General features: G+C 50.7%; 22 protein-coding genes, 3 pseudogenes and 4 other annotated features. Of the genes and pseudogenes, 16 read left to right on the forward strand and 9 right to left on the reverse strand.

Translation table 11 applies throughout. The features are described 5' to 3' along the window. Positions 1-3: 3 nt before the first annotated feature. The 3 genes from tauA to insA (SF0255) form a co-directional block, all read right to left on the reverse strand. The gene (gene tauA, locus SF0253) at positions 4-900 is read right to left on the reverse strand and encodes a taurine ABC transporter substrate-binding subunit (RefSeq protein NP_706207.1); all 897 of its coding nucleotides are present in this window, start codon (positions 898-900) and stop codon (positions 4-6) included. Between the two features lie 542 nt (positions 901-1442). Next, positions 1443-2210 (reverse strand) — a mobile genetic element. Continuing rightward, positions 1458-1853 (reverse strand): insertion element IS1 protein InsB, encoded by a 396-nt coding sequence (gene insB / locus SF0254; protein ID NP_706208.1) that lies wholly within the window; start codon positions 1851-1853, stop codon positions 1458-1460. It overlaps the preceding feature by 396 nt. Then, the gene (gene insA, locus SF0255) at positions 1880-2155 is read right to left on the reverse strand and encodes an insertion element IS1 protein InsA (protein ID NP_706209.1); all 276 of its coding nucleotides are present in this window, start codon (positions 2153-2155) and stop codon (positions 1880-1882) included. (Lies within the feature at positions 1443-2210.) Positions 2211-2299: 89 nt before the next feature. Here insA (SF0255) and ykgH point away from each other — a divergent pair. Both ykgH and SF0257 read left to right on the forward strand, forming a co-directional pair. Beyond that, positions 2300-2968 carry a hypothetical protein gene (gene ykgH, locus SF0256; protein ID NP_706210.1) on the forward strand — a complete coding sequence of 223 codons (669 nt, stop codon included), beginning with the start codon at positions 2300-2302 and terminating at the stop codon, positions 2966-2968. Positions 2969-3043: 75 nt separating this feature from the next. After that, positions 3044-3256, forward strand: a sequence feature (Similar to Escherichia coli K12 conserved hypothetical protein gi: 1786500 (71 aa). BLAST with identity of 95% in 71 aa. This CDS ontains frameshift. The sequence has been checked and is believed to be correct.). After that, positions 3044-3256: pseudogene (locus SF0257) on the forward strand. Its footprint overlaps the feature before it by 213 nt. Here SF0257 and ykgG read toward each other — a convergent pair. The 3 genes from ykgG to ykgE all read right to left on the reverse strand — a co-directional run bounded on the left by ykgG (position 3211) and on the right by ykgE (position 6056). After that, the gene (gene ykgG / locus SF0258) at positions 3211-4053 is read right to left on the reverse strand and encodes a transporter (RefSeq protein ID NP_706211.4); all 843 of its coding nucleotides are present in this window, start codon (positions 4051-4053) and stop codon (positions 3211-3213) included. The pseudogene SF0257 and the gene ykgG sit on opposite strands and share 46 nt — an antisense overlap. Next, positions 3899-5326 carry a hypothetical protein gene (ykgF, locus tag SF0259; RefSeq protein NP_706212.1) on the reverse strand — a complete coding sequence of 476 codons (1428 nt, stop codon included), beginning with the start codon at positions 5324-5326 and terminating at the stop codon, positions 3899-3901. The genes ykgG and ykgF overlap by 155 nt, the downstream gene beginning before the upstream one ends. 10 nt (positions 5327-5336) lie before the next feature. Continuing rightward, positions 5337-6056 (reverse strand): dehydrogenase subunit, encoded by a 720-nt coding sequence (gene ykgE / locus SF0260; RefSeq protein NP_706213.1) that lies wholly within the window; start codon positions 6054-6056, stop codon positions 5337-5339. Positions 6057-6419: 363 nt separating this feature from the next. Continuing rightward, positions 6420-7187, forward strand: a mobile genetic element. Between ykgE and insA (SF0261) the strand changes: the two genes are divergently transcribed. From insA (SF0261) to SF0268, 9 genes and pseudogenes are all read left to right on the forward strand, one after another. Then, positions 6475-6750, forward strand: coding sequence for an insertion element IS1 protein InsA (insA, locus tag SF0261; RefSeq protein NP_706214.1), 276 nt, complete (start codon positions 6475-6477; stop codon positions 6748-6750). Its footprint overlaps the feature before it by 276 nt. Then, entirely contained in the window at positions 6777-7172 is a 396-nt protein-coding gene (gene insB, locus SF0262; RefSeq protein ID NP_706215.1) for an insertion element IS1 protein InsB, read from the forward strand. It lies within the feature at positions 6420-7187. Before the next feature lie 169 nt (positions 7188-7356). Beyond that, on the forward strand, positions 7357-7842 hold the full coding sequence (locus SF0263) for a hypothetical protein (protein NP_706216.1): 486 nt from the start codon (positions 7357-7359) through the stop codon (positions 7840-7842). Continuing rightward, positions 7839-8225, forward strand: coding sequence for a hypothetical protein (locus SF0264; RefSeq protein NP_706217.1), 387 nt, complete (start codon positions 7839-7841; stop codon positions 8223-8225). The genes SF0263 and SF0264 overlap by 4 nt, the downstream gene beginning before the upstream one ends. A 24-nt stretch (positions 8226-8249) precedes the next feature. Further along, entirely contained in the window at positions 8250-10463 is a 2214-nt protein-coding gene (locus SF0265) for a Rhs-family protein (RefSeq protein ID NP_706218.1), read from the forward strand. A 22-nt stretch (positions 10464-10485) separates the two neighbouring features. Beyond that, a pseudogene (locus tag SF0260a) lies at positions 10486-10931 on the forward strand. Between the two features lie 21 nt (positions 10932-10952). After that, positions 10953-11360 (forward strand): Rhs-family protein, encoded by a 408-nt coding sequence (locus SF0266; protein ID NP_706219.1) that lies wholly within the window; start codon positions 10953-10955, stop codon positions 11358-11360. After that, positions 11357-13645, forward strand: coding sequence for a Rhs-family protein (locus SF0267; protein NP_706220.1), 2289 nt, complete (start codon positions 11357-11359; stop codon positions 13643-13645). The genes SF0266 and SF0267 overlap by 4 nt, the downstream gene beginning before the upstream one ends. Then, positions 13642-14631 (forward strand): Rhs-family protein, encoded by a 990-nt coding sequence (locus tag SF0268; protein ID NP_706221.1) that lies wholly within the window; start codon positions 13642-13644, stop codon positions 14629-14631. Before SF0267 ends, SF0268 begins: the two co-directional genes overlap by 4 nt. Positions 14632-15679: 1048 nt before the next feature. Here the strand turns inward: SF0268 and yafV are convergent. After that, positions 15680-16450: a C-N hydrolase amidase gene (gene yafV, locus SF0269; RefSeq protein ID NP_706222.2), complete on the reverse strand. Its 771-nt coding sequence runs from the start codon at positions 16448-16450 to the stop codon at positions 15680-15682. A 153-nt stretch (positions 16451-16603) separates the two neighbouring features. Between yafV and ykfE the strand changes: the two genes are divergently transcribed. Beyond that, positions 16604-17077 (forward strand): C-lysozyme inhibitor, encoded by a 474-nt coding sequence (gene ykfE, locus SF0270; protein ID NP_706223.1) that lies wholly within the window; start codon positions 16604-16606, stop codon positions 17075-17077. Positions 17078-17119: 42 nt separating this feature from the next. Here ykfE and yafH read toward each other — a convergent pair whose 3' ends face one another. Then, positions 17120-19600: an acyl-CoA dehydrogenase gene (gene yafH, locus SF0271; RefSeq protein ID NP_706224.4), complete on the reverse strand. Its 2481-nt coding sequence runs from the start codon at positions 19598-19600 to the stop codon at positions 17120-17122. Between the two features lie 203 nt (positions 19601-19803). Between yafH and gmhA the strand changes: the two genes are divergently transcribed. Next, complete coding sequence (gmhA, locus tag SF0272; protein NP_706225.2) at positions 19804-20382, forward strand: phosphoheptose isomerase; 579 nt, start codon at positions 19804-19806, stop codon at positions 20380-20382. Between the two features lie 205 nt (positions 20383-20587). Further along, positions 20588-21355: an amidotransferase gene (gene yafJ, locus SF0273; RefSeq protein NP_706226.2), complete on the forward strand. Its 768-nt coding sequence runs from the start codon at positions 20588-20590 to the stop codon at positions 21353-21355. On the opposite strand, the gene yafK is transcribed toward yafJ, so the two are convergent. Then, positions 21326-22066: a hypothetical protein gene (gene yafK, locus SF0274; protein ID NP_706227.1), complete on the reverse strand. Its 741-nt coding sequence runs from the start codon at positions 22064-22066 to the stop codon at positions 21326-21328. The genes yafJ and yafK overlap by 30 nt on opposite strands. Positions 22067-22416: 350 nt before the next feature. After that, positions 22417-22971 (forward strand) — a sequence feature (Similar to Escherichia coli K12 lipoprotein gi: 1786421 (250 aa). BLAST with identity of 93% in 176 aa. This CDS has been truncated. The sequence has been checked and is believed to be correct.). On the opposite strand from yafK, the pseudogene yafL reads away from it, so the two are divergent. Beyond that, positions 22417-22971, forward strand: a pseudogene (yafL, locus tag SF0275). Its footprint overlaps the feature before it by 555 nt. Before the next feature lie 175 nt (positions 22972-23146). Beyond that, positions 23147-23644 (forward strand): hypothetical protein, encoded by a 498-nt coding sequence (yafM, locus tag SF0276; RefSeq protein ID NP_706228.1) that lies wholly within the window; start codon positions 23147-23149, stop codon positions 23642-23644. Positions 23645-23720 lie beyond the last annotated feature (76 nt).

Raw genomic sequence — 23720 nt, forward strand, 5'->3', positions numbered from 1 at the left:
CTTTTATTGCACGAAGCGCGAGGTAACGTACTGGCTGTAATCATTCGCTACAGCCGGGACCTTGCCCTGCTCTTTCAAAAACTGCGCGGTGTCGATGATTGCTTTGTTCACCGGTCCGGTCAGTTCTGCCGTTTGTTGCTGCGGCGTCAGATAGGTATTTCCCTTCACCAGCCCCGGAACGTCACCTTCAGGCACGCCGCTTAAACGCGCCAGTTTGCTGATGTTTTCCGGCTGTTTCAGCCACGCGTCAGGGTTAGCAATGTACGGTTGCTGTGCATCGATGGCGCTTTTGGCGAACGCTTTCACGACCTCAGGATGTTTCTCGGCAAAATCTTTGCGCACCACCCAGACGTCCAGCGTTGGCGCACCCCACTGCCCGACCTGTTCAGAATCGGTCAGCACCTTGCCGTCTTTTTCCAGGGCGTTAACCGCCGGTGCCCAGACATAAGCACCATCAATATCACCCCGCTGCCATGCGGCGATAATCGCGGGCGGCTGCAGGTTCACAATCTCCACTAGCCCTGGTTTAATCCCCCAGTGTTTCAGCGCCGCCAGCAGGCTGTAGTGGGTGGTGGAGATAAACGGTACGGCAATGCGTTTACCAATCAAATCTTCGGGTTTGCTGATAGTTTTCTTTACCACCAGCGCTTCGGAGTTACCCAGTTTTGACGCCAGCAAGAAGACTTCAATCGGCACCTGTTGGCTGGCTGCAACCGCTAATGGGCTGGAACCGAGGTTGCCGATTTGCACGTCGCCAGAAGCCAGCGCCCGCACGATGCTGGCTCCGCTGTCAAACTTACGCCAGTCCACGCTCGCCCCGCTCTCTTTAGCAAAGGTGTTGTCGGCCTGAGCCACTTTCGCCGGTTCGGCTGAGGTTTGATACGCCACGGTGACGTTCACCGCCTGTGCCTGAAAAGCGATGAATGCCAGTGCGGCAAGAAGTGTGTTATATGACTAGGTAATTTATTCAAGATAACCGGGAATGGGTAAAAAAAGACGGGATTTGATGGGATTCAATAAGTTATGCGCCGATTGCATTCAAGATAAAACGAGTTAAAAATGCTCAATGCTTCGATATCGATAAAACATTCAAGATAGGCGCGCCGTGTATTTTAATTCTTTTAAGACTCTTCAAAAATGTCATCGTAGCCTTTAAAAACGAATTTTAAAGGCACCCTAAAGGCAGGTCAATGAAGTTAACCCGCCTTCGCGTTTACACTCTCTGAGAGAATACTAGCTTCAATCTCTTCCAAAATCTCTCTGACTTGCTCGTCGGGCATATCAACGAGCATCAACGCTGCCAGGCGTTTACGGCCCTCTAGTTGCAGTAGCTCTTGAGTTTCCTTATCTAACAAGCGTAGCACAGTCTCAACACCTTTCCTTGCGAGCATGTTTGTAAGGGCTTCTCGTTCCTCACTGGTAAGAAACGACAACATTTCTGTGGTAATGACTCCAACTTACTGATAGTGTTTTATGTTCAGATAATGCCCGATGACCTTGTCATGCAGCTCCACCGATTTTGAGAACGACAGTGACTTCCGTCCCAGCCTTGCCAGATGTTGTCTCAGCTTCAGATTATGTCGCTCAATGCGCTGAGTGTAACGCTTGCTGATAACGTGCAGCTTTCCCTTCAGGCGTGATTCATACAGCGGCCAGCCATCCGTCATCCATACCACGACCTCAAAGGCCGACAGCAGGCTCAGAAGACGCTCCAGTGTGGCCAGAGTGCGTTCCCCGAAGACGTGCGCCACAACCGTCCTCCGTATCCTGTCATACGCGTAAAACAGCCAGCGCTGACGTGATTTAGCACCGACGTAGCCCCAATGTTCGTCCATTTCAGCGCAGACAATCACATCACTGCCCGGTTGTATGCGCGAGGTTACCGACTGCGGCCTGAGTTTTTTAAGTGACGTAAAACCGTGTTGAGGCCAACGCCCATAATGCGTGCACTGGCGCGACATCCGACGCCATTCATGGCCATATCAATGATTTTCTGGTGCGTACCGGGCTGAGAGGCGGTGTAAGTGAACTGTAGTTGCCATGTTTTACGGCAATGAGAGCAGAGATAGCGCAGATGTCCGGCAGTGCTTTTGCCGTTACGCACCACGCCTTCAGTAGCGGAGCAGGAAGGACATCTGATGGAAATGGAAGCCACGCAAGCACCTTAAAATCACCATCATACACTAAATCAGTAAGTTGGCAGCATTACCGGTTTTTTGCTGATATTTAACCCGAACATTCCTGATACAGACTATTAATACAACATTATCTGCGACAGATTTTATTTTCTGGATATATTATGAGTGAACAAATCAAACAGGATATCGATCTGATTGAGATTTTATTTCATCTGAAGAAAAAGATTCGTGTTATCCTTTTTATTATGGCTATCTGTATGGCAATGGTGCTGTTGTTTCTGTATATCAATAAAGACAATACAAAAGTGATTTACAGCCTTAAAATAAACCAGACAACGCCAGGTATACTTGTTAGCTGTGATAGCAATAATAATTTTGCCTGTCAGACCACAATGACTGAAGATGTTATTCAGCGAATTACTACATTTTTTCAGACCAGCCCAGATATCAAGAACAGAGAAATAAGGCTGGAATGGTCAGGAGATAAGAGAGATTTACCAACTGCTGAAGAGGAAATATCTCGCGTGCAGGCGTCTATTATCAAATGGTATGCGTCAGAATACCATAATGGCAGGCAAGTTCTCGATGAGATACAAACGCCTTCAGCAATTAACAGTGAGCTTTATACAAAAATGATATACCTGACCAGGAACTGGTCATTGTATCCGAACGGTGATGGCTGTGTAACTATAAGCTCACCAGAAATAAAAAATAAATACCCTGCTGCCATTTGCCTGGCTCTGGGATTTTTTCTAAGCATTGTAATTTCTGTAATGTTTTGCCTTGTCAAAAAAATGGTAGATGAATACCAACAAAACTCTGGGCAGTAATAAACAGCATTCTGATAGAGAGTGCCTGTATAAAGCTGAAGTGACAATGACCGGGAAGGGAACCCGTTTTCAGGAATGGATGCCTGTCTTTTTCACTGTAAATATCCTGGCATTACTAATGCCTGGATATTTACAGAAGAGCAGCATAACCATGACGGAACGGGGTTAAGTCAGGTTGTCCTTAACGCTATTTTCAACCTCGTATGCCTTCTTCAGGTTTATGTTCAGATCTCATATCTCTCTCAGCAATCCTCAATAATCAGATACACCGCTTTCACCGGACCATGAACCCCGACGACTTTGATAAGCTCAATATCCGCCGTTGAGCTGGGACCACTGATGATGTTAATACATGACGGCATTCGTTCACCGGCCTGCGCTTTCTGATGCAATTTTTCTGCGAGTTGCGCTACACGCGGCAGGATTGTGCTTTTACGCAGGATAAAAAGAGAAGATTCCGGGAGCAGGCTCAATGAACGCCCGCGCTCGGCGGCGGAAAAAAGAACCACGCCTCCCGATTCGGTTAAACCATATTCAGCATACACGACACCCACTTTAGCCTGCTCTGCCTGCGAGATATTCTCGGCACCTTTCGCCGGATCCCAAACAACGGCATTGCATTCCTGCTGCAAACGTTCACTAATCCCCAATTCCTCCAGCCTCGTGTCACCGCTAATCACGACCGACTGATCTCCCAGCTCTTTACACAGACGTATTGCAGCTTCTGCCGCCTTCGCCTCGCTGGTCAGCTCACAGCGCGTCAACATAACATCGCTGGCAAACTGAATAAACGCGTCACAGCGCTGCTGTTGGTTAAGTTGGGTAAGCCGCTCGTTAGCATAGTTGTTAAGCGGCGCATCTTCTGCTTGCGGTTCAAGTCGCAGCGGGCGACCCAGTGCCTGAGCAACGTTATTCAAAAATTCGCTCCGATTATCCATTCTTTTTCTCCTGCGCCTGATGTTTCTTAAACCAACTACGGAAACTCTCTCCGTCAGCTTCAGGAAGATCGCGTGCTTCCATCCAGTCGCTAATCGCGCCAAATTTGAGTGGTGTTTTGCCGCCATTGATAAACCAGCTTGCCGCATGAGCGCCGGCCATCATCCCGACTTTCCACAATCCTGGATGACTATTGGCATAAGCGAACATTTTTATCGCCCGTTGCTCTGCTTTTGCGGTGATCCCTTTTTCAGCCATCACCCGACGATGACGCAAAATCAGTTTTGACAGCGGAATACGCACCGGACACACGCTGTCACAAGCAGTGCATAAAGAGCAGGCGTAGGGTAAATCTTTAAAATCTTTATAGCCGCCAAGTAGCGGAGAAATCACCGCACCAATTGGCCCTGGATAAATAGAGCCATATCCATGACCGCCAATATGGCGATATGCCGGACAAGTATTCATACAAGCCCCGCAGCGAATACAGCGCAGCACATCCCGAAATTCAGAGGCCAGCACCTCAGAACGCCCGTTATCGACAATAACCAGATGAAACTCTTCAGGACCATCAACGTGCCCCGCTTCGCGCGGCCCTGTCAGCCAGGTGTTGTATCCCGTCAAACGTGCACCAACGGCACTGCGCGCCAGCATGGTGATCAATACATCTACCTCGGCAAACGTGGGGGCAATACGCTCCATTCCCATCACTGCAATATGCGTTTTAGGCAGCGTGGTACACATTCGCGCATTACCTTCATTGGTCACCAGGCATACCGAACCGGTCTCTGCCACCGCGAAATTACAGCCGGTAATACCTATTTCAGCACTGAGGAAATCTTCACGGATTTTTTGCCGGATGAATAAGGTCATCGCTTCAGGCGTTTCCGGCCCCTCATAGCCCAGACGTTCGTGTAGCACTCGACGGATCTGATGGCGATCTTTATGAATTGCCGGGACCACAACATGAGATGGCGGATCTTGATCCAGCTGGAGAATATATTCACCCAGATCGGTTTCAATCACCTGAATGCCAGCATCCTGCAACACATGATTGACACCAATCTCTTCGGTCACCATCGATTTAGATTTCACCACCTTCCGGGCATTTTTGCGTTGGGCAACCTGTAAAATGTAGCGGGTAGCGTCTTCTTTGGTTTTTGCAAAATAGACGTGACCGCCGTTTTGCGTCACTTTTTCTGAGAGCTGGTACAGATAAGCGTCGAGATTACTCAGAACATGATCACGTATCTGGGCGGCCCGATCGCGCCACTCCTCCCAGTGCCCCAATTCATCGACCATTTTTTGCCGATTTGCCCCAATACGCTGCTGCGCGCTTGCCACCGCTTTGCGCATGATCGGATCTTCAATTTGCTGACGGATGCGTGTCTTAAAATCTGTATTACTGGTTTTGATCGACATCTTTATATCCTCAGCGGCTCATCAACACTTCAGCAATATGCATCACTTTGACTTTCTGCCCTTCCCGTTGTAATCGCCCACTGATGTTCAGCAGGCAACTCACGTCAGCACCAATTAAATACTCAGGGCGGACTTCCATCAGGTGCACAACCTTTTCTTTCACCATCTCGCCGGATATTTCGGCCATTTTGACCGAGAACGTGCCGCCAAATCCGCAGCAGGTATCCTGTTCAGCAAAGGTCAACAGCTCCAGTCCACGCACATTTTTCAGCAGCGTAAGTGGCTCGTCCTTCACTCCCAGCTTACGGGCCAGGCTACAAGATGGGTGATACACAGCTCTCCCTTGCAAACTGGCACCTACATCGACTACCCCTAATTTATTAACAATAAAAGAGGTGAGATCCTGCATACGCGCGGCAACCTTTTCGGCACGTGATGCCCATTCAGGTTCATCCGCCAGATACGTCGGGTAACTTTTTATGGCATAGGTGCAAGAGCCAGCCGGTGAAATAATGGGATCGTCGTTATCCTCCAGTGCGGCGATCAGATTTTTCATCCCTGGAATCGCTTCTTTGATATAACCGCTATTGATCGCAGGCTGACCGCAGCATCCCTGTTTCTCCGGGAAATTTACGCGACAGCCGAGTTTTTCCAGTAGCAGCACGGAGTCTCGTGCCATTCTTGATTTCAGGGCGTCACCAATACAGGTGACAAAGAAATTGACATTCACAACTAATACTCCATTACTTCATGCCCATTTATGCCCGATGTTTCCCCCCCACCGGGGGATCAATCATCAATAAATATGGCGTTCTTTTTTAATTGGCTAGCAACATACCACCCCTCATTTGTATGACAAATGATAATCTTTCATCCAAACTTCAAATGCAATAACTAATTTTATTTCTTTCGGCATCGCTCACATTTTATGGGGAAATCGACGATCATTTTTGGCATAAGAAATCCATTTAAAAATGGCTACATCCCTTATACCTATTCAGAGCTACTTATTCAGGGGTTATTGAGATATACACTGATGGTGTACAAAAAAATCACCGACAATAATCACGTATCAAGTAATAGTCGGAATTTTGGTAATGCTGCCAACTTACTGATTTAGTGTATGATGGTGATTTTAAGGTGCTTGCGTGGCTTCCATTTCCATCAGATGTCCTTCCTGCTCCGCTACTGAAGGCGTGGTGCGTAACGGCAAAAGCACTGCCGGACATCAGCGCTATCTCTGCTCTCATTGCCGTAAAACATGGCAACTACAGTTCACTTACACCGTCTCTCAGCCCGGTACGCACCAGAAAATCATTGATATGGCCATGAATGGCGTCGGATGTCGCGCCAGTGCACGCATTATGGGCGTTGGCCTCAACACGGTTTTACGTCACTTAAAAAACTCAGGCCGCAGTCGGTAACCTCGCGCATACAACCGGGCAGTGATGTGATTGTCTGCGCTGAAATGGACGAACATTGGGGCTACGTCGGTGCTAAATCACGTCAGCGCTGGCTGTTTTACGCGTATGACAGGATACGGAGGACGGTTGTGGCGCACGTCTTCGGTGAACGCACTCTGGCCACACTGGAGCGTCTTCTGAGCCTGCTGTCGGCCTTTGAGGTCGTGGTATGGATGACGGATGGCTGGCCGCTGTATGAATCACGCCTGAAGGGAAAGCTGCACGTTATCAGCAAGCGTTACACTCAGCGCATTGAGCGACATAATCTGAATCTGAGACAACATCTGGCAAGGCTGGTACGGAAGTCACTGTCGTTCTCAAAATCGGTGGAGCTGCATGACAAGGTCATCGGGCATTATCTGAACATAAAACACTATCAGTAAGTTGGAGTCATTACCTGAAAAAACAAATATTGATGGCAATATCATTATACATAAGGATGGTAGGAGGACGTATTTATTAAATCAAAATACTGGTTCGATTACGGCTGTGATAAGATGGAAGTATGAGTAGTATAAGGATAATACCGTTACAGATGACTGGACTATATGGGAAAAAGCTATTTTTATGCGAGCGATATATTTATCTGTTCAGCAGGCATGGAATGGGAAAATAACTTATTCTGTTTCCGGTGAATCTGAGTTCGCTAAAAAATTTCAGGGTAAAGCTTTGCCTTTTGATGTAAGAATAATTTCTGCATCTCAGAATGAAGACTGGTTGGTTATTGCAACAAAGGTTTTGCCTGGTGCTGATTTAAGAACATATGTTGATTTTAAAAACAGTACGGTTCATGTTGATTCAGCGGGCCTGGAAAAAGTAGCGAAATGTATTAACTGTAATAATACGTTGCAAGTAAATATACCTCATGAAGCCGGACATGTACTTGGTTACTTAGATGATGATTATGATTCTTCGTCTCCGTATGTTGGAGATATTAGTGGGTTGATGAATGTGGGAATGGAGCTTTGGGAACGATACCTTAAAAACGCAACTATAACGTTGAATATCATAATGCCTGAAACTAAATTTACTTTATTGAATGTAACCAAATGAAATTTTTCTGTATTATAGTGATTTTCCTTTCAATAAATTACATAGCTATAGTGAATGTTTTCAAGTCTTCTGCAGTTGCTCAATCCACCAAATATTATGAAGAAAATGATATACATGATGGAAGTAATGACATCTTTTTTATGAAGAAATATGGGCCGCCTGCTCATGAGTTCGTGAGGCCACGATATAAATTTGTTGGTGAGTATTATATCGGCTTGAATCAAACTTATCGCATAACAGATCCTGAATTTCAAGATGTTCCTATTAAGGAAATGTTCTGGAATTTGCAGGGGGATTTGAATCTGACATGTTGGTTTCATTATAAAGACGGGCAATGGAGAGTGATTACTTATATTTTTTGGCCACCAGGGGCTAGATTTTAATCCGGTATTAAAGGAGCAAATATCATGAGTTTTGTATCTACGGGTAATAAACCAGTTGGAAACGGTGGACCCGTCATCACCACACCACCAATAGCTGGCGAAAGTGGCGGTATGAGCACAGGTTCAGCTGTAACCGATGTATCTGGTGCCGCCGAGGAGATGGCAGAACAGGCTGCGGCGGACCTGTTTGGTGCGCTGCCGGAACCGTCAGGTCTGGTTAAAGCCGCAGTAGCTGCTGCGCAGGCTGCCGCTGCAGCAGCAGGGATCTCGGATATGGCTGGTGCAGTTCAGGATGCAGCGGCGTCGCTTGCAGCCGGTGCTCCGGGGGCGCATAACGTCACAGTAAGTGGTAGTGCGGTGCCGCCGCAGATGCTTTTGTTTGCAGGCATGAATGGTTCGGAAGGGCTTGGGAATCTGTTTTCTTACACAGTACAGCTTAAAACGCTGGACGCCCTGAACCTGGGGTACGTTTCCCCCGCTGCTAACCTGCCGCTTCAGCTCATGGTGGGCAAAGACCTGTGCGTCAGTATCGAACTGGACGGCGGCGGAAAACGGTATATCAGCGGGCTGGTGACGGCGGCGAGGGTGGTCGGCCATGAGAGCCGTTCGGTAACGTATGAATTACGCATTGAGCCATGGCTGAAGCTGCTGACCCATACCAGCGACTACAAAGCGTTCCAGAACAAAACCGTGGTGGATATTCTCGATGAAGTACTGGATGAATATTCCTTTCCGGTGGAAAAGCGGCTGGTGGAAAATTATCCACCCCGCGCCTGGCAGGTGCAGTATGGTGAAACCGACTTCGATTTCATCCAGCGCCTGATGCAGGAATGGGGGATTTACTGGTGGTTTGAGCACAGCGAGAACAGCCACACGCTGGTGCTGGTGGATGCCATCAATGGTCATAAAGCGTGCCCTGACTCGCCGCTGGTGGAGTGGCACCAGGAAGGGCTGAAACTGGATAAGGAATTTATCCACACCATTACGGCCAGTGAGAGGCTGCGTACTGGAAAGTGGGTGATGGACGATTTTGATTTTATGAAGCCTCGTTCGCTGCTTAAAAGTACCGTGGCCAGTCCGCGTGATACCGGTCATGCTGAATACGAGCATTACGAATGGCCTGGTGATTACTTCACTACGGGCGAAGGCGAGATGCTGACGCGCATTCGTATGGAAGCGCAGCGCAGCCCAGGCAGCCGGGCACATGGGGCCGGTCATATCCGTACCCTCATGACCGGGTACACCTTTACGTTGATGAATCACCCGACGGCAGAAATTAATCAGGAATATCTGCTGGTACAGACCACTCTGTTTTTACGGGATAATGCGCAGCACAGCGGTCAGGATCAGCATTTTACCTATGTCACCACGTTTGAACTGCACCCCACCAGCGAAGTTTACCGCCCACAACGAACCCTGAGCAAACCCCACACCAAAGGCCCGCAGAGCGCCATCGTCACCGGCCCGGCGGGGCAGGAAATCTGGACGGATAAATATGGCCGGGTGAAGGTGCAGTTTGGCTGGGACCGTTACGGAAAGAATGACGAAAACAGTTCCTGCTGGATCCGCGTCAGCTATCCGTGGGCGGGTAAAGGATTCGGCATGATCCAGATCCCGCGTATTGGCCAGGAAGTACTGGTGGATTTCAAAAACGGCGATCCGGATTTGCCCATCATCGTGGGGCGCACCTATAACCAGGACACCATGCCGCCGTGGGGGCTGCCGGGCATGGCGTCGCAGAGTGGGATATTCAGCCACTCATTGCAGGGAGGGCCGACTAACGGAAATATGCTGCGCTTCGATGATAAAACGGGTGCGGAAGAGGTGAAGTTCCATGCGGAAAAAGACCTCAATACCACGGTAAAAAACAATGAAACCCACACGGTCATGGTCGATCGCATAAAAACCATTGTCAAAAATGAAACCATCAGCGTGGGAGAAGACCGTAATGCCACCATCACAAAAAATGATGGTCTTTCCGTCAAACTGGCTCAAACCATCAATGTCGGAACGACATATCGTCTGGATGTTGGCGATCAATTTACCCTTCGTTGCGGCAATGCAGCGCTTGTATTACACAAGGATGGCTCGATTGAGTTTTGCGGAAAACAACTGTTACTGCACACCAGCGATGTTATGCAACTCATTGGCAGTGGCATTGATATGAATCCGGATGGCGGCACAGCCATGACTGCGGATGATATTGCCCCGTTACCTACCCCCGACGTTTCTGAATAAAAAATATAAAAGGAATTTTTCTATGACCAGCCTTTACCGTATTCAGGAGGGCTGCTTTGCCCTGCCTGAAACTTTTCTTGATCGCACCGTCAATATCTTCGTCCCATCGGGCAATGAAAGGGCAACTCCCAGTCTGAATATTTTCCGCGATACGCTCAGGCCAGATGAAAATCTGACCACCTATATTGACCGCCAGATAGCCTTGATGAAAAAAAAAACCTAGGCCAGCACCGGGTACTTTCGCGGGGAACGGCACTGGCGGGAACTGGCGAAGCTGCCATGACAGGTGAACAGATTCTCGCAACTCATCGTTCTGGAAAAACAGAAGTGTACCAGCGTCAGGCCGGGTTTATCACCGGGCCAGCAAAGGTACTAATGTTGACGCTGACCACTCAGCGTCCTTTTGATGATCACACCGACCAGCTATGGACTGCATGGTTGACTAGTTTTCAGCCTGCTAAAAGCTAAAAAAAACAGGGAGGTTTTGTCATGTATGAAGCCGCACGGGTGGATGACCCCATCTACCACACCAGCGCCCTTGCCGGGTTTTTGATAGGGGCCATCATAGGTATCGCCATTATTGCCGTCGCCAGCTTTGCTTTTTTTACCTGCGGCTTTTTGGCCGGGCTGATTTTGAGTTTTCTGGCTGATCAGATAGCTTCCGGAGTCCTGCAACTGGGTGAGGCTATTGGGCGCTCGATACATTCCACAGTGGGAAAAATTCTGACCGGTTCTGATAATGTCAGCACCAACAGTCGCCCGGCCGCCCGGGCCGTACTGAGTACGGTGATATGCGAAGACCATTCCCCGGAAATCCGCATTGCCCAAGGTTCCGGCAACATCTACATCAACAGCCAGCTGCCCGTAAGGATGACCACACTGAGTGTGATGCAGTGATTGAGGACGGCTCCCCCAATGTCTTTCTCGGCGGCGGTACGCAGACGGTACTGGAAATCAGCCCGGAAATCCCTGACTGGCTGCGTCAGGTGGTGGATGTGCTGTATGTGGTCGCCGGAATGCTTGGCGGGCTGGCTGGCGCCTGGCGTCAGGCGGCAAAGATGGGGTCGAAATTTGGTACAAAATGTGCGGCAAAATTTATTGGTGGCGAAATGGTCGGGATGGCCATCTCTGACACAGTCATGGGATTGTTCAGCAATCCGGTAGATGTCACCACTGGGCAAAAAATTTTGCTGCCGGAGACGGATTTTACCCTGCCAGGACGCCTGCCTGTCACCTGTTCGCGCTTTTACGCCAGCCACCTGGAAACTGAAGGATTGCTGGGCAGAGGATGGCGGCTGAACTGGGAGATAAACCTGCGTGAGGATGAAACATATATCACCTTCATCGGTGTACAGGGTCGGGAACTGAGTTATCCGAAAGAGATGCTGATACCGGGCCACCAGATATTCGACCCGGAAGAGCAGTTTTACCTGAGCCGTCTGCATGACGGATGCTATGTGCTGCATTACACCGACCGCAGCTATTACGTGTTTGATGAATTTGATGACCACGGCGTCGCGCCGTTACTTTTTATGGAGACGCCGTACCGGCAGCGTATTGCTTTCGGGCGTGAGAACGGCAGGCTGGTGCGGGTGGCCTCCAGCAGCGGACACCATCTGTTATTGCACCGCACGATGACGCAAGCAGGGGAACGCCTGTCGCATATTGAACTTTTGAAGGGCGGGCGTCCCGGTAACCTGGTGGAATATCGTTACGACGATAACGGGCAACTGACTGGCGTGGTGAACCGGGCTGGTGTGACGGTGCGCCAGTTTGCCTATGAAAATGGCCTGATGACAGAGCATCGCAACGCGACGGGCTTTACCTGTACCTACCACTGGGAAGAGATTGAAGGTTTCCCGCGCGTGGTGGAACACACGACCAGCGACGGCGAGGATTACCGGTTCCACTATGATTTTGCTGGCGGGCAGACGGTGGTAACCGGCAGGCCGGAGCAGAAGTGGCAGTGGTGGTTTGATGAAGAGACGTATGTGACTGCGCACCGGACGCCGGGCGGCGGAATGTACCGCTTCACGTACAACGAAAACCATTTTCCGGTAGCGGTGGAACTCCCCGGCGAACGCAGGGTAACGCTGGAATACGACACCCTGAGCCGGGTGGTGAAAGAGACGGACCCGGCAGGCCGGGTGACACAGACGCAGTGGAACGGCAGTTTTGCTGAAATCACGCGCCGGGCGCTGGATGACGACCACGTATGGAAGGCGGATTACAACGAACACGGCCAGGTGATACGGGAGACGGACCCGGAAGGGCGCGTCACGCGGTACGGGTATGATGATCAGGGGCTGCCGGAGACGGTCTGCCACCCCGGTAAACAGCAGGACCGTTACACCTGGAACGCGCTGGGGTTACTGAGCAGCCACCGTCGCATCACGGGCAGTGTGCAGTCCTGGCAGTATACGCAGCGCGGGATGCTGGCGCGCCATACGGATGAAGAGAAACGGGAGACGCGCTGGCAGTACACCCCGGAAGGGCTGGTTGCCAGTCTGAGCAACGGCAACGGGGCTCAGTACCGGTTCAGCTACGACGGCGACGGACGGCTGACGGGAGAACAGCGCCCGGACGGCCTGATAAGGATGTTTGCGCTGAATGCGGACGGGTTTCCGGTCATCATCCCGACGCAGGGCACAGAGGGCGGGGTGCGCAATGAACAGCAGGAGCGTGATGCGCTGGGCCGCCTGCTGCGCAGTGACACGCAGCACAGTACACGGACCTTCAGCTACAACCGTCTTGACCAGATAACGGAAGTGACGCTCACCCCCACGGAAGAAGGGGAACGGCTGCACCACATGCAGGCGGACACGGTGCGTTTTGCGTATGACCGCAGCGGGTGGCTGACGGCAGAGCACAGCGTGCACGGCAGTATCAAATACCGGCGCGATGCGCTGGGCAATCCCACCGATATCACGTTGCCGGACGGGCAGCATCTCAGTCATCTTTACTACGGCAGCGGGCATCTGCTCCAGACGGCACTGGACGGTATCACGGTCAGTGAATATGAGCGTGACAGCCTGCACCGTCAGGTGATACGCACGCAGGGGAAACTGGCGACGTTCAGCGGCTACAACGCCGACAACCGGTTAAGCTGGCAGCGCAGCCTGCCAGGTGGCAGCCAGAATCCACAGCAGGCGGTACTCCCCCGGCGCAGAACGACAGCGTGACGGCGCGGGACTATATCTGGAACGCAGACGGTGAAGTCGGCGGCATCAATGACAAACTGCGCGGTTGCCTGGTGTTCAGCTATGACCGCAGCGGCTGGCTGACCAGCCGCACGGGGCAGATGTATGACCATGACCATTATTATTACGACAAAGCGGGCAACCTGCTGACGGATGAGTATCAGGGAGCGGTGATGGATAACCGCCTGCCGGGTTACGGGCGTGACCGCTACCGCTATAACGAATGGGGCGAACTGACAGAGCGCAGGGACCAGCAGCTGGAGTGGAACGCGCAGGGCCAGTTAACGCGGGTCATCAGCAGCAACAGCGAGACGCGGTATCAGTACGATGCGCTGGGCAGGCGCATCAGCAAGGCGACCAGCAATCTCCATACCGACCGGGGAGAACGAAGCCGGACAACGTTTGTGTGGGAAGGGTTCCGGCTGTTACAGGAGACAACGTGGCAGGGAAAGCGGACATACCTGTACGATGCGGAACAGCCGTACACGCCGGTGGCTGCCATCACGGGGCGCGGAGAGAGCCAGAAAATCTGGTATTACCACACGGACCTGACGGGCACGGTACACGAGGTAACCGCGCCGGACGGGACGCTGGTGTGGGCGGGCTACCAGGCGGGATTTGGTGAAAACCGGGGCGACATCAGCAACAGCGGGGCGTACTTTGAGCAGCCGCAGCGGCTGCCGGGGCAGTACTTTGACGAAGAAACAGGGCTGCATTACAATCTGTTCAGGTATTATGCGCCGGAGTGCGGGAGGTTCGTAAGCCAGGACCCGATAGGATTAAACGGTGGGTTGAACTTATATGCTTATGCGCCTAATCCGTTAGGTTGGATCGATCCGCTAGGACTGAATTCTTTAGGAATAGATTCAAATAATATATTTAGAGGAGATGGTAACTATAAAGGTGGCGGAATTGGACAGCCAAAGAGTGGCACAATATCAGCACAGGACATTATTGATCATCTCTAAGAAAAAGGTGATGGGCGTTTAACATCTTTTAGTACTAAAAAAACATCTAGTTCCAACTCTCGTGGTGCAGATTTTTTCTCAAAAAACCATGTCTTCAAAGTGGCAGTTTCTGATCTCGATGATTTAGTTAAAAATAATCAGATCACTGTTTTAACACAAGAAAAAGTAAAAGCAATATTTGGTTTAGAATCAAGCAAGAAAATTAGAAAAGAACTTGGTAATATTCTTCAGAATATGGCTAGGAATAATGAGGTGTTAGTTCATGGGCAAATTCTTGGAAATAAAGTTAGCCGATGTAATTAGTTAGTGGAGAGGAAGTTGTGGACGAAATTAGAATAAGAATTGCTGGTAATACGGCTGCGCCTTGTTTCCATGTGCTAAAAAATAAGGGATATAAAGTAACAATGGAAACTCATGCATTATCTGACGATTGTTTAGATTGTGTATATGATTGGTATGCGGAAAAAAATGGACAATTTTTTAGTGCAACGAGTCCAGAAGAGTTACTTGGATTAGTTGCAATGTGGGAAGTTCGTGGTAATGACTGGAGAGCTAATTTGAATGAGATAAATACTTATCAAAAAGCCATAGAAGAATCCCCGTTTTTTGATAAAAACGGCAATGAAATAGAGTCTGACTAAATTTTATTGATATAGCAACGATAATAACCGGAAATTTCTTCCAGATCTTTCCGGCTTTTTATTATTTAACTTTCGTTCAGCACACTAAACATCCCGTCTCGCATCCCCTTAACTGGCTGTTTAACCTGATAAAGTTCCCTGCGCAGTTCCTGTACTTCGTTGTTATCCCAAGCAGGATCAAACATCCCTCCGAGATCTTCACGGTAACGCCCGTGCCGATCTCAAATCCCGCTTTTCTCAGCCATTTGGCGCTGATTTTGATCACCGGCGTGTCGCTGCGGTTGGGCAGATAACCCACGGTACAGCGACGCTGTGTTTTGGAAATGGTGACTTCTGGCGTAATATTGTGTTTAAGTTAGGGGCTTTCGTAATCTAGCCCAGCCCCCGGCCCTAAACACAACCCCCACTCACCACAACCTAAACTCATCCGCATCCCGCCATGCCGGAAACTTTTCTCTATATTCCCGCAATGCCACCATCGACAGCTCCGCATCAATACGCGTTGCCTTATGCGCGTCGGCGGTAGCGATAATCTCGCCTTGCGGATTAATCACCCGGCTGTCACCGCGATAATGGCAGCCGTTGCCATCGCTGCCGACGCGATTGCATCCCGCCACATACGCCTGATTCTCAATCGCGCGGGCCGTCAGCAATGCCTGCCAGTGCAGAGAGCGCGGAGCTGGCCAGTTGGCGACGTACAGGGCGAGGTCATAATCGTTGAGATTGCGCGACCACACTGGAAAACGTAAGTCGTAGCACACCAGCGGCAAAATACGCCAGCCGCGCCATTCCACAATCACTCGCGCATTGCCCGCTTTATAATGCAGATGCTCATCTGCCATGCGGAACAGATGACGCTTATCATAAAAATGTACCGTGCCGCCCGGCTCAACCAGCAAAAAGCGGTTAACCGAACCAGACTCCGTTTGTAATGCAACACTGCCTGCAATCAGCGCATTGCACTGCTGCGCCTTAGCTGTCATCCAGTTCACTACGTCATCTTGTGCAAGCGACGAAGCTGCCGCTTCCATGGCAAAGCCGCTGGTAAACATCTCCGGTAGAACGATCACATCGCGCCCGGTAATACCTTCCAGTTGACGATCAAAATGGCGCAGGTTGGCAGGACCATCCACCCACACCAACGGTTGCTGCAAAAGCGTAATCTTCAAACTAGGCACGGTGTACAACTCCTTTATGCGAAGGGTTTTATAACTTTAACACCTTATCAGGCAGTTGCCTTAGCGCAGAATAAATTGATAACAAATGCTGATATTGGAAATATCTGATTTGCAAATTATCGTGTTATCGCCAGGCTTTAGGAGGTTAATAACATGGGCAGGATAAGCTCGGGAGGAATGATGTTTAAGGCAATAACGACAGTCGCCGCACTGGTCATCGCCACCAGTGCAATGGCGCAGGATGATTTAACCATTAGCAGCCTTGCAAAGGGCGAAACCACCAAAGCTGCGTTTAATCAGATGGTGCAAGGGCATAAGCTACCTGCATGGGTGATGAAAGGCGGTACTTATACTCCCGCACAAACCGTAACGTTGGGAGATGAGACGTATCAGGTGATGAGCGCGTGCAAACCGCATGACTGTGGCTCGCAACGTATCGCTGTGATGTGGTCCGAGAAATCTAATCAGATGACGGGGCTGTTCTCGGCTATTGATGAGAAAACGTCGCAAGAGAAACTCACCTGGCTGAATGTGAACGATGCGCTTTCGATTGATGGTAAAACGGTGCTGTTCGCGGCGTTGACCGGCAGCCTGGAAAACCATCCGGATGGCTTTAATTTTAAATAATTAGCGGATAAAGAAACGGAGCCTTTCGGCTCCGTTATTCAATTACGCGGCTTCAACTTTCCGCACTTTCTCCGGCAACTTTACCGGCTTCGTCGCCAGCTCTTCCGGATCAAAGTCATCAACGTTAATACTGCGCAGACGGCTTTCTTCCGCTTTCACCAGAATAGCGGCTTCATCTTTATCAATCAGCCCCTTCGTCAGCGCGTTGTGCGCCAGTTCATCCAGACGGGTAAATGGCAGATTTTTACCCAGCTCTTTACAGATCCGCTGATGAATCGGGTCGGCGGCAATCACATCCACCAACGCCTCTTCCAGTAAACCAACCGGGTTATGCTCGCTTGGCGTCAGGTACTGACCGCGACCAATACGTGAACGAGTGGCGTTCGGCACTTGTAAAATCTTCGCCATTTTATGATCCAGCTTGTCAGACGGTGCCAGATAATGACGTCCGGTCGGGAAGATCACCACATTCAGCAGCCCGGCAACCACGCGGTTCGGGAAGTTTTGCAGTAAATTGTCCATTGCCTGTTCTGCCTGATACAGCGCATCCTGTACGCCCCAGTGCACCAGCGGCAGATCGGCTTCATTACGGCCTTCGTCGTCATAACGCTTCAGAACGGCAGAGGCGAGGTAAAGCTGGCTTAAAATATCCCCCAGACGTGCCGAGATACGCTCACGACGTTTCAGGCTGCCGCCCAGCAGTGCCATCGAGACATCAGAAAGCAGGGCGAGGTTGGCGCTCAGGCGGTTCAGGTGCTGATAGTAGCGTTTAGTGGCATCGCCGGTTGGCGTGCTGCTGGTTAAACCGCGCGTCAGGCCCAGCCAGAAGCTGCGAACTTTGTTGCTACCGACGTGACCGATATGTTTGAACAACAGTTTATCGAACGCGTTGACGTCATTGTTCTTCGCCGCTTCCATCTCTTCCAGCACGTACGGATGGCAACGAATCGCTCCTTGTCCGAAGATCATCATGCTGCGGGTCAGAATGTTAGCCCCTTCAACGGTGATGGCAATCGGTGCGCCCTGGTAAGCACGCGCCAGGAAGTTGCTTTGCCCGAGCATAATGCCTTTACCGCCGGTAATATCCATCGCATCAATAATCGACTGCTGCCCGCGGTGGGTACAGTGATACTTAACGATAGCCGACAGCACGGCAGGTTTTTCGCCGAGCATAATGCCGTAGGTAATCAGCGATGCCGCAGCATCCATTACATAAGCGTTCCCGGCAATACGCGCCAGCGGCTCTTCAATCCCTTCCATCTTACCGATAGAGATTTTGAACTGACGGCGAATGTGAGAATACGCGCCCGTTGCCAGCGCTACCGATTTCACGCCGCCGGTTGAGTTGGAAGGCAGGGTGATGCCGCGGCCTACCGAGAGGCACTCCACCAGCATCCGCCAGCCTTGCCCGGCCATTTTCGGCCCGCCGATGATGTAATCGATCGGCACGAAGACATCTTTACCGCGCGTCGGTCCGTTCTGGAACGGTACGTTCAGCGGGAAGTGGCGACGACCAATTTCCACGCCCGGCGTGGTGGTTGGGATCAGCGCACAGGTAATGCCTAAATCTTCTGCACCGCCGAGTAATTTTTCCGGGTCGGAGAGTTTAAACGCCAGCCCAAGCACGGTCGCAATCGGTGCCAGCGTAATGTAGCGTTTGTTCCAGGTCAGACGCATCCCCAGCACCTGCTGGCCCTGCCATTCGCCCATGCAGACAATCCCGGTGTCCGGAATCGCGCCCGCATCGGAACCCGCTTCCGGGCTGGTCAGTGCAAAGCAGGGGATCTCCTGACCACGCGCCAGACGCGGCAGATAGTGATCTTTCTGCTCGTCAGTGCCGTAATGTTGCAACAGTTCGCCCGGGCCTAATGAGTTTGGCACGCCGACGGTAATCGCCAGGATCCCGCTCACGCCAGAGAGTTTTTGCAGCACACGAGACTGGGCATAAGCTGAGAACTCCAGTCCGCCGTACTCTTTTTTGATAATCATCGCGAAGAAGCGATGCTCTTTAAGGTACGCCCACAACTCCGGTGGCAGATCCGCCAGCTCATGAGTAATCTGGAAATCATTCGCCATCCGGCAGGCTTCTTCTACCGGGCCGTCGAGAAACGCTTGCTCTTCAGCGGTCAGGCGCGGCTGCGGATAGTTATGCAGCTTTTTCCAGTCCGGCTTGCCCTGGAACAAGTCGCCCTCCCACCAGGTGGTGCCCGCATCAATCGCTTCTTTCTCAGTGCGCGACATCGGCGGCATCACCTTACGGAAACCGCGAAATACCGGCGCGGAAATCATCGACTTACGCATAGGCGCAAAGTTAAATGGCACGAGGATAATGGTCAGAGGCACCAGTACCCACGCCGACCACAGACCAGCAACGCCGAGGGCGGCTGTCCAGGCGAGCAAAATCAGACTGCTGATAAATAAGCTCACGCGGTGATAGAACAACGCGCCGAGCAGGACAACCGTAGCGAGAATACTCAAAATCATCATAACGAAAAGCCCCTTACTTGTAGGAGGTCTGACCACTTGTGATGATATGGTTGTAGTGGATGTAAAAACATTAAGCAATGTGTTTACAATATAATTACAACAAAGCTCACATTGTTGCTGTTTTTATCCGCACTTCAGGTCAAAAAGTCCTGGTCATAGCACCTGCCCGTACTTCTCGCTTTTGGCGGTATCCGGTACACTGCATTTTGTCTATTACATTTATGCTGAAGGATATCCTCATGTACCAGGATCTTATTCGTAACGAACTGAACGAAGCGGCGGAAACGCTGGCTAACTTTTTAAAAGATGACGCCAATATTCACGCCATTCAGCGCGCGGCGGTCCTGTTAGCAGACAGCTTTAAAGCCGGTGGCAAAGTGCTTTCCTGCGGCAACGGCGGTTCCCATTGCGACGCTATGCACTTTGCCGAAGAGTTGACCGGTCGCTACCGTGAAAACCGTCCGGGCTACCCGGCGATTGCTATTTCTGACGTTAGTCATATTTCCTGCGTCGGTAATGATTTCGGTTTCAATGATATTTTCTCCCGCTACGTTGAAGCGGTAGGTCGCGAAGGCGATGTACTGCTGGGGATCTCCACCTCCGGTAACTCTGCAAACGTGATCAAAGCGATCGCAGCGGCGCGTGAGAAGGGGATGAAAGTGATCACCCTGACCGGTAAAGACGGCGGTAAAATGGCTGGCACGGCGGATATCGAAATTCGCGTTCCGCACTTTGGTTATGCCGACCGCATTCAGGAGATTCACATTAAAGTGATCCATATCCTGATCCAGTTAATTGAAAAAGAGATGGTTAAGTAAGTCTGGCGTAGGCCGGATAAGGCGTTTACGCCGCATCCGGCACTTGTGCGCTGATGCCTGATGCGATGCTGACGCGTCTTATCATGCCTACAAATCTGTACCCGAACCGTAGGCCGAATAATTCGTTTACGCCGCATCCGACCTGAAAATTCTTAAATCAATCTTCGCCGGGGTCCATGCGCTCCCGCTGTTGTGGAGGTTACCCATGTGCGAATTGCTCGGGATGAGCGCCAACGTCCCTACCGATATCTGCTTTAGTTTCACCGGACTTGTACAGCGTGGTGGTGGAACCGGGCCACATAAAGATGGCTGGGGCATTACCTTTTACGAAGGTAAAGGCTGTCGCACATTTAAAGATCCACAACCCAGCTTTAATTCCCCCATCGCCAAACTTGTCCAGGACTACCCGATAAAATCCTGTTCGGTGGTGGCTCATATTCGCCAGGCTAATCGGGGCGAGGTGGCGCTGGAAAATACTCACCCATTTACCCGCGAGTTATGGGGGCGTAACTGGACTTATGCCCATAACGGACAACTGACGGGCTACAAATCACTGGAAACCGGCAACTTCCGCCCGGTCGGTGAAACCGACAGCGAAAAAGCCTTTTGCTGGCTGCTGCATAAATTAACGCAGCGTTACCCGCGCACGCCGGGCAACATGGCGGCAGTGTTTAAATATATCGCCTCACTGGCGGATGAACTGCGGGCGAAGGGCGTTTTCAACATGCTGCTTTCGGACGGGCGCTATGTAATGGCGTATTGCTCGACTAATTTACACTGGATCACCCGCCGCGCGCCGTTTGGCGTGGCAACGTTGCTGGATCAGGATGTGGAAATCGACTTCAGCTCGCAGACCACACCGAATGATGTGGTCACGGTGATTGCGACACAGCCGCTGACGGGCAATGAAACCTGGCAAAAAATTATGCCAGGCGAATGGCGCTTATTTTGCCTCGGGGAGCGTGTAGTTTGATGCCAGTTGTGGCTGCACCACTTCGTGGCTTAACGGCTTGCTGACCACGTAACGGCCATTGGCCACAGAAACGGTCGGTGGCTTACGGGTTTGCTCAAAGTAGTCGTAGCCCGGCTTCAGCTGCTCCCAGAAGTCCTTAAAGTTGGAATATTTATGGCGCTTCATATTGGCGTCGGTCATGCGGAATGGGTAAATACTCACCTGCACGCTCGGCTGACCAAACACCAGCGCACCAGTAACGAACTGGAAGATCTCATCAATACCCTGATTGGTCATTGCGTAGCAGCCGATGGATACACAATCGCCGTGGATCATCAGGTATTTCCCTTCATAACCATGCGCACGGTCATAAGCATTGGGGAATCCAATATTAATCGCTTTGTAGTAACGGCTGTCTGGTTTTAACTGATTACGCTGGACGCTATAAAACCCTTCCGGGCTTTTGAAATCGCCCTGACGCTGTTTTGGCCCTAAGCCGCCGGAATATTTACAGATTTTATAACTGTCGAGCAGTTGATATTGCTCGCCCATTTTGACGTAAAGATCGAGCGTACGTTCTTCCTTGAAGATCTGGATGTAGACAGGGGATCCCATCAACTGCTGCTTATACTCTTTGCTCACTGGCGTGGTCGAGCTACTGCTGCCCAGCAAACCGGCAAACGAAACGCACGGGATCAACAACATCGCAAGAATTAATGCGATTTTACGCATACTGCTTATTCCTTGATAAAACGGTTACACACGCCAGGACGGCAAAATGGATCCCAAATCGGAATAGTCTGGATTTGGAAGGCTCACATTATCACCAAAAGAGTTTTACGCAAGCCTGTCGGCGCTGGGTTTACAAATTTAGCACAGGGGCAGTTTTCAATAGTCCGAAAAGCGCATGTATCATTTATTTCCTAATATTATGAAATCTCAATAGTAATATGCAAATAAGCAATTAATAATCCCGTTTACTCCTCCGGTCTTTTAAAATTCTCACCTTCATTCAGCCGGTTTATGTCTTTCATGTCTTCGTTCTTGCTCGGCAGATTTTTGCATCCAGGCGTGTTTTCGTTATGCGTTTTGCTCCCTTTACTCGCCAGCGCCACCACAACCGGGAGCAGATAAAACAGCATCCAGAATGGTTTCCTGCGCCGCTCAAGGCGAGTGACAGACGCTGGCAGGCGCTGGCGGAAAACAACCACTTTTTAAGCAGCGATCACCTGCATAACATCACCGAAGTGGCGATTCACCGCCTGGAGCAGCAGCTTGGCAAGCCTTACGTCTGGGGCGGCACGCGGCCCGATCAAGGCTTCGATTGTAGTGGGTTAGTTTTTTATGCCTACAACAAGATCCTTGAGGCGAAACTCCCGCGCACGGCCAATGAGATGTACCACTACCGTCGGGCAACGATTGTGGCGAATAACGACCTGCGCCGGGGAGATTTGCTATTTTTCCATATCCACAGCCGCGAGATTGCCGACCATATGGGGGTGTATCTGGGCGACGGTCAGTTTATTGAGTCACTGCGCACCGGGGAAACCATTCGGGTAAGCCGGTTAGCCGAACCTTTCTGGCAGGACCATTTTTTAGGCGCGCGCAGGATTTTGACGGAAGAGATGATTTTGTAGGCCGGATAAGGCGTTTACGCCGCATCCGGCGGTTGTGCACGGATGCCTGATGCGACGCTGACGCGTCTTATCATGCCTACAAATCTGTGCGTTTTTGCGAGCCGCTTTCCCGATATAACACAGCGTCATTGTCGGCCTTTCCTTTTCCTCTTACCGTTGAGAAAAAGGAGTCGCTATGTCGGAATATCGTCGTTATTACATCAAGGGGGGAACATGGTTTTTCACGGTAAATTTACGCAATCGTCGAAGCCATCTTCTGACCACCCAGTTCCAGACGCTCCGTAACGCCATTATTAACGTTAAGCGAGACAGACCTTTTGAAATTAACGCCTGGGTCGTTTTGCCGGAGCATATGCATTGCATATGGACATTACCCGAAAGCGATGATGATTTTTCCTCTCGCTGGCGGGAGATTAAAAAGCAGTTCACCCATGCTTGCGGATTGAAAAATATCTGGCAACCGCGTTTTTGGGAGCATGCCATTCGCAATACAAAAGATTATCGCCATCATGTTGATTATATTTATATAAATCCAGAGAAACATGGCTGGGTAAAGCAGGTGAGTGATTGGCCATTCTCAACGTTCCATCGCGATGTCGCGCGAGGGTTATATCCCATCGATTGGGCGGGAGACATAACGGATTTAAGTGCCGGGGAGCGTATCATTTTATAACTGTGCGCTGGTGCCGGATGCGCTTACGCTTATCCGGCCTACAAATCGTGCTTTAACGGTAGGCCGGATAAGGCGT

Origin of the sequence: Shigella flexneri 2a str. 301 (genome assembly GCF_000006925.2) — a bacterium.
GTDB lineage: Bacteria > Pseudomonadota > Gammaproteobacteria > Enterobacterales > Enterobacteriaceae > ECMA0423.

Coding starts and splice junctions, on each gene's coding strand:
- ykgH (NP_706210.1), top strand. CDS start 2,300: ATGAGTGAACAAATCAAACAGGATATCGATCTGATTGAGATTTTATTT.
- ykgG (NP_706211.4), bottom strand. CDS start 4,053: ATGCGGCAAGCTGGTTTATCAATGGCGGCAAAACACCACTCAAATTTG.
- ykgF (NP_706212.1), bottom strand. CDS start 5,326: ATGTCGATCAAAACCAGTAATACAGATTTTAAGACACGCATCCGTCAG.
- SF0263 (NP_706216.1), top strand. CDS start 7,357: ATGCGAGCGATATATTTATCTGTTCAGCAGGCATGGAATGGGAAAATA.
- SF0264 (NP_706217.1), top strand. CDS start 7,839: ATGAAATTTTTCTGTATTATAGTGATTTTCCTTTCAATAAATTACATA.
- SF0265 (NP_706218.1), top strand. CDS start 8,250: ATGAGTTTTGTATCTACGGGTAATAAACCAGTTGGAAACGGTGGACCC.
- SF0266 (NP_706219.1), top strand. CDS start 10,953: ATGTATGAAGCCGCACGGGTGGATGACCCCATCTACCACACCAGCGCC.
- ykfE (NP_706223.1), top strand. CDS start 16,604: ATGGGCAGGATAAGCTCGGGAGGAATGATGTTTAAGGCAATAACGACA.
- gmhA (NP_706225.2), top strand. CDS start 19,804: ATGTACCAGGATCTTATTCGTAACGAACTGAACGAAGCGGCGGAAACG.
- yafJ (NP_706226.2), top strand. CDS start 20,588: ATGTGCGAATTGCTCGGGATGAGCGCCAACGTCCCTACCGATATCTGC.
- yafK (NP_706227.1), bottom strand. CDS start 22,066: ATGCGTAAAATCGCATTAATTCTTGCGATGTTGTTGATCCCGTGCGTT.
- yafM (NP_706228.1), top strand. CDS start 23,147: ATGTCGGAATATCGTCGTTATTACATCAAGGGGGGAACATGGTTTTTC.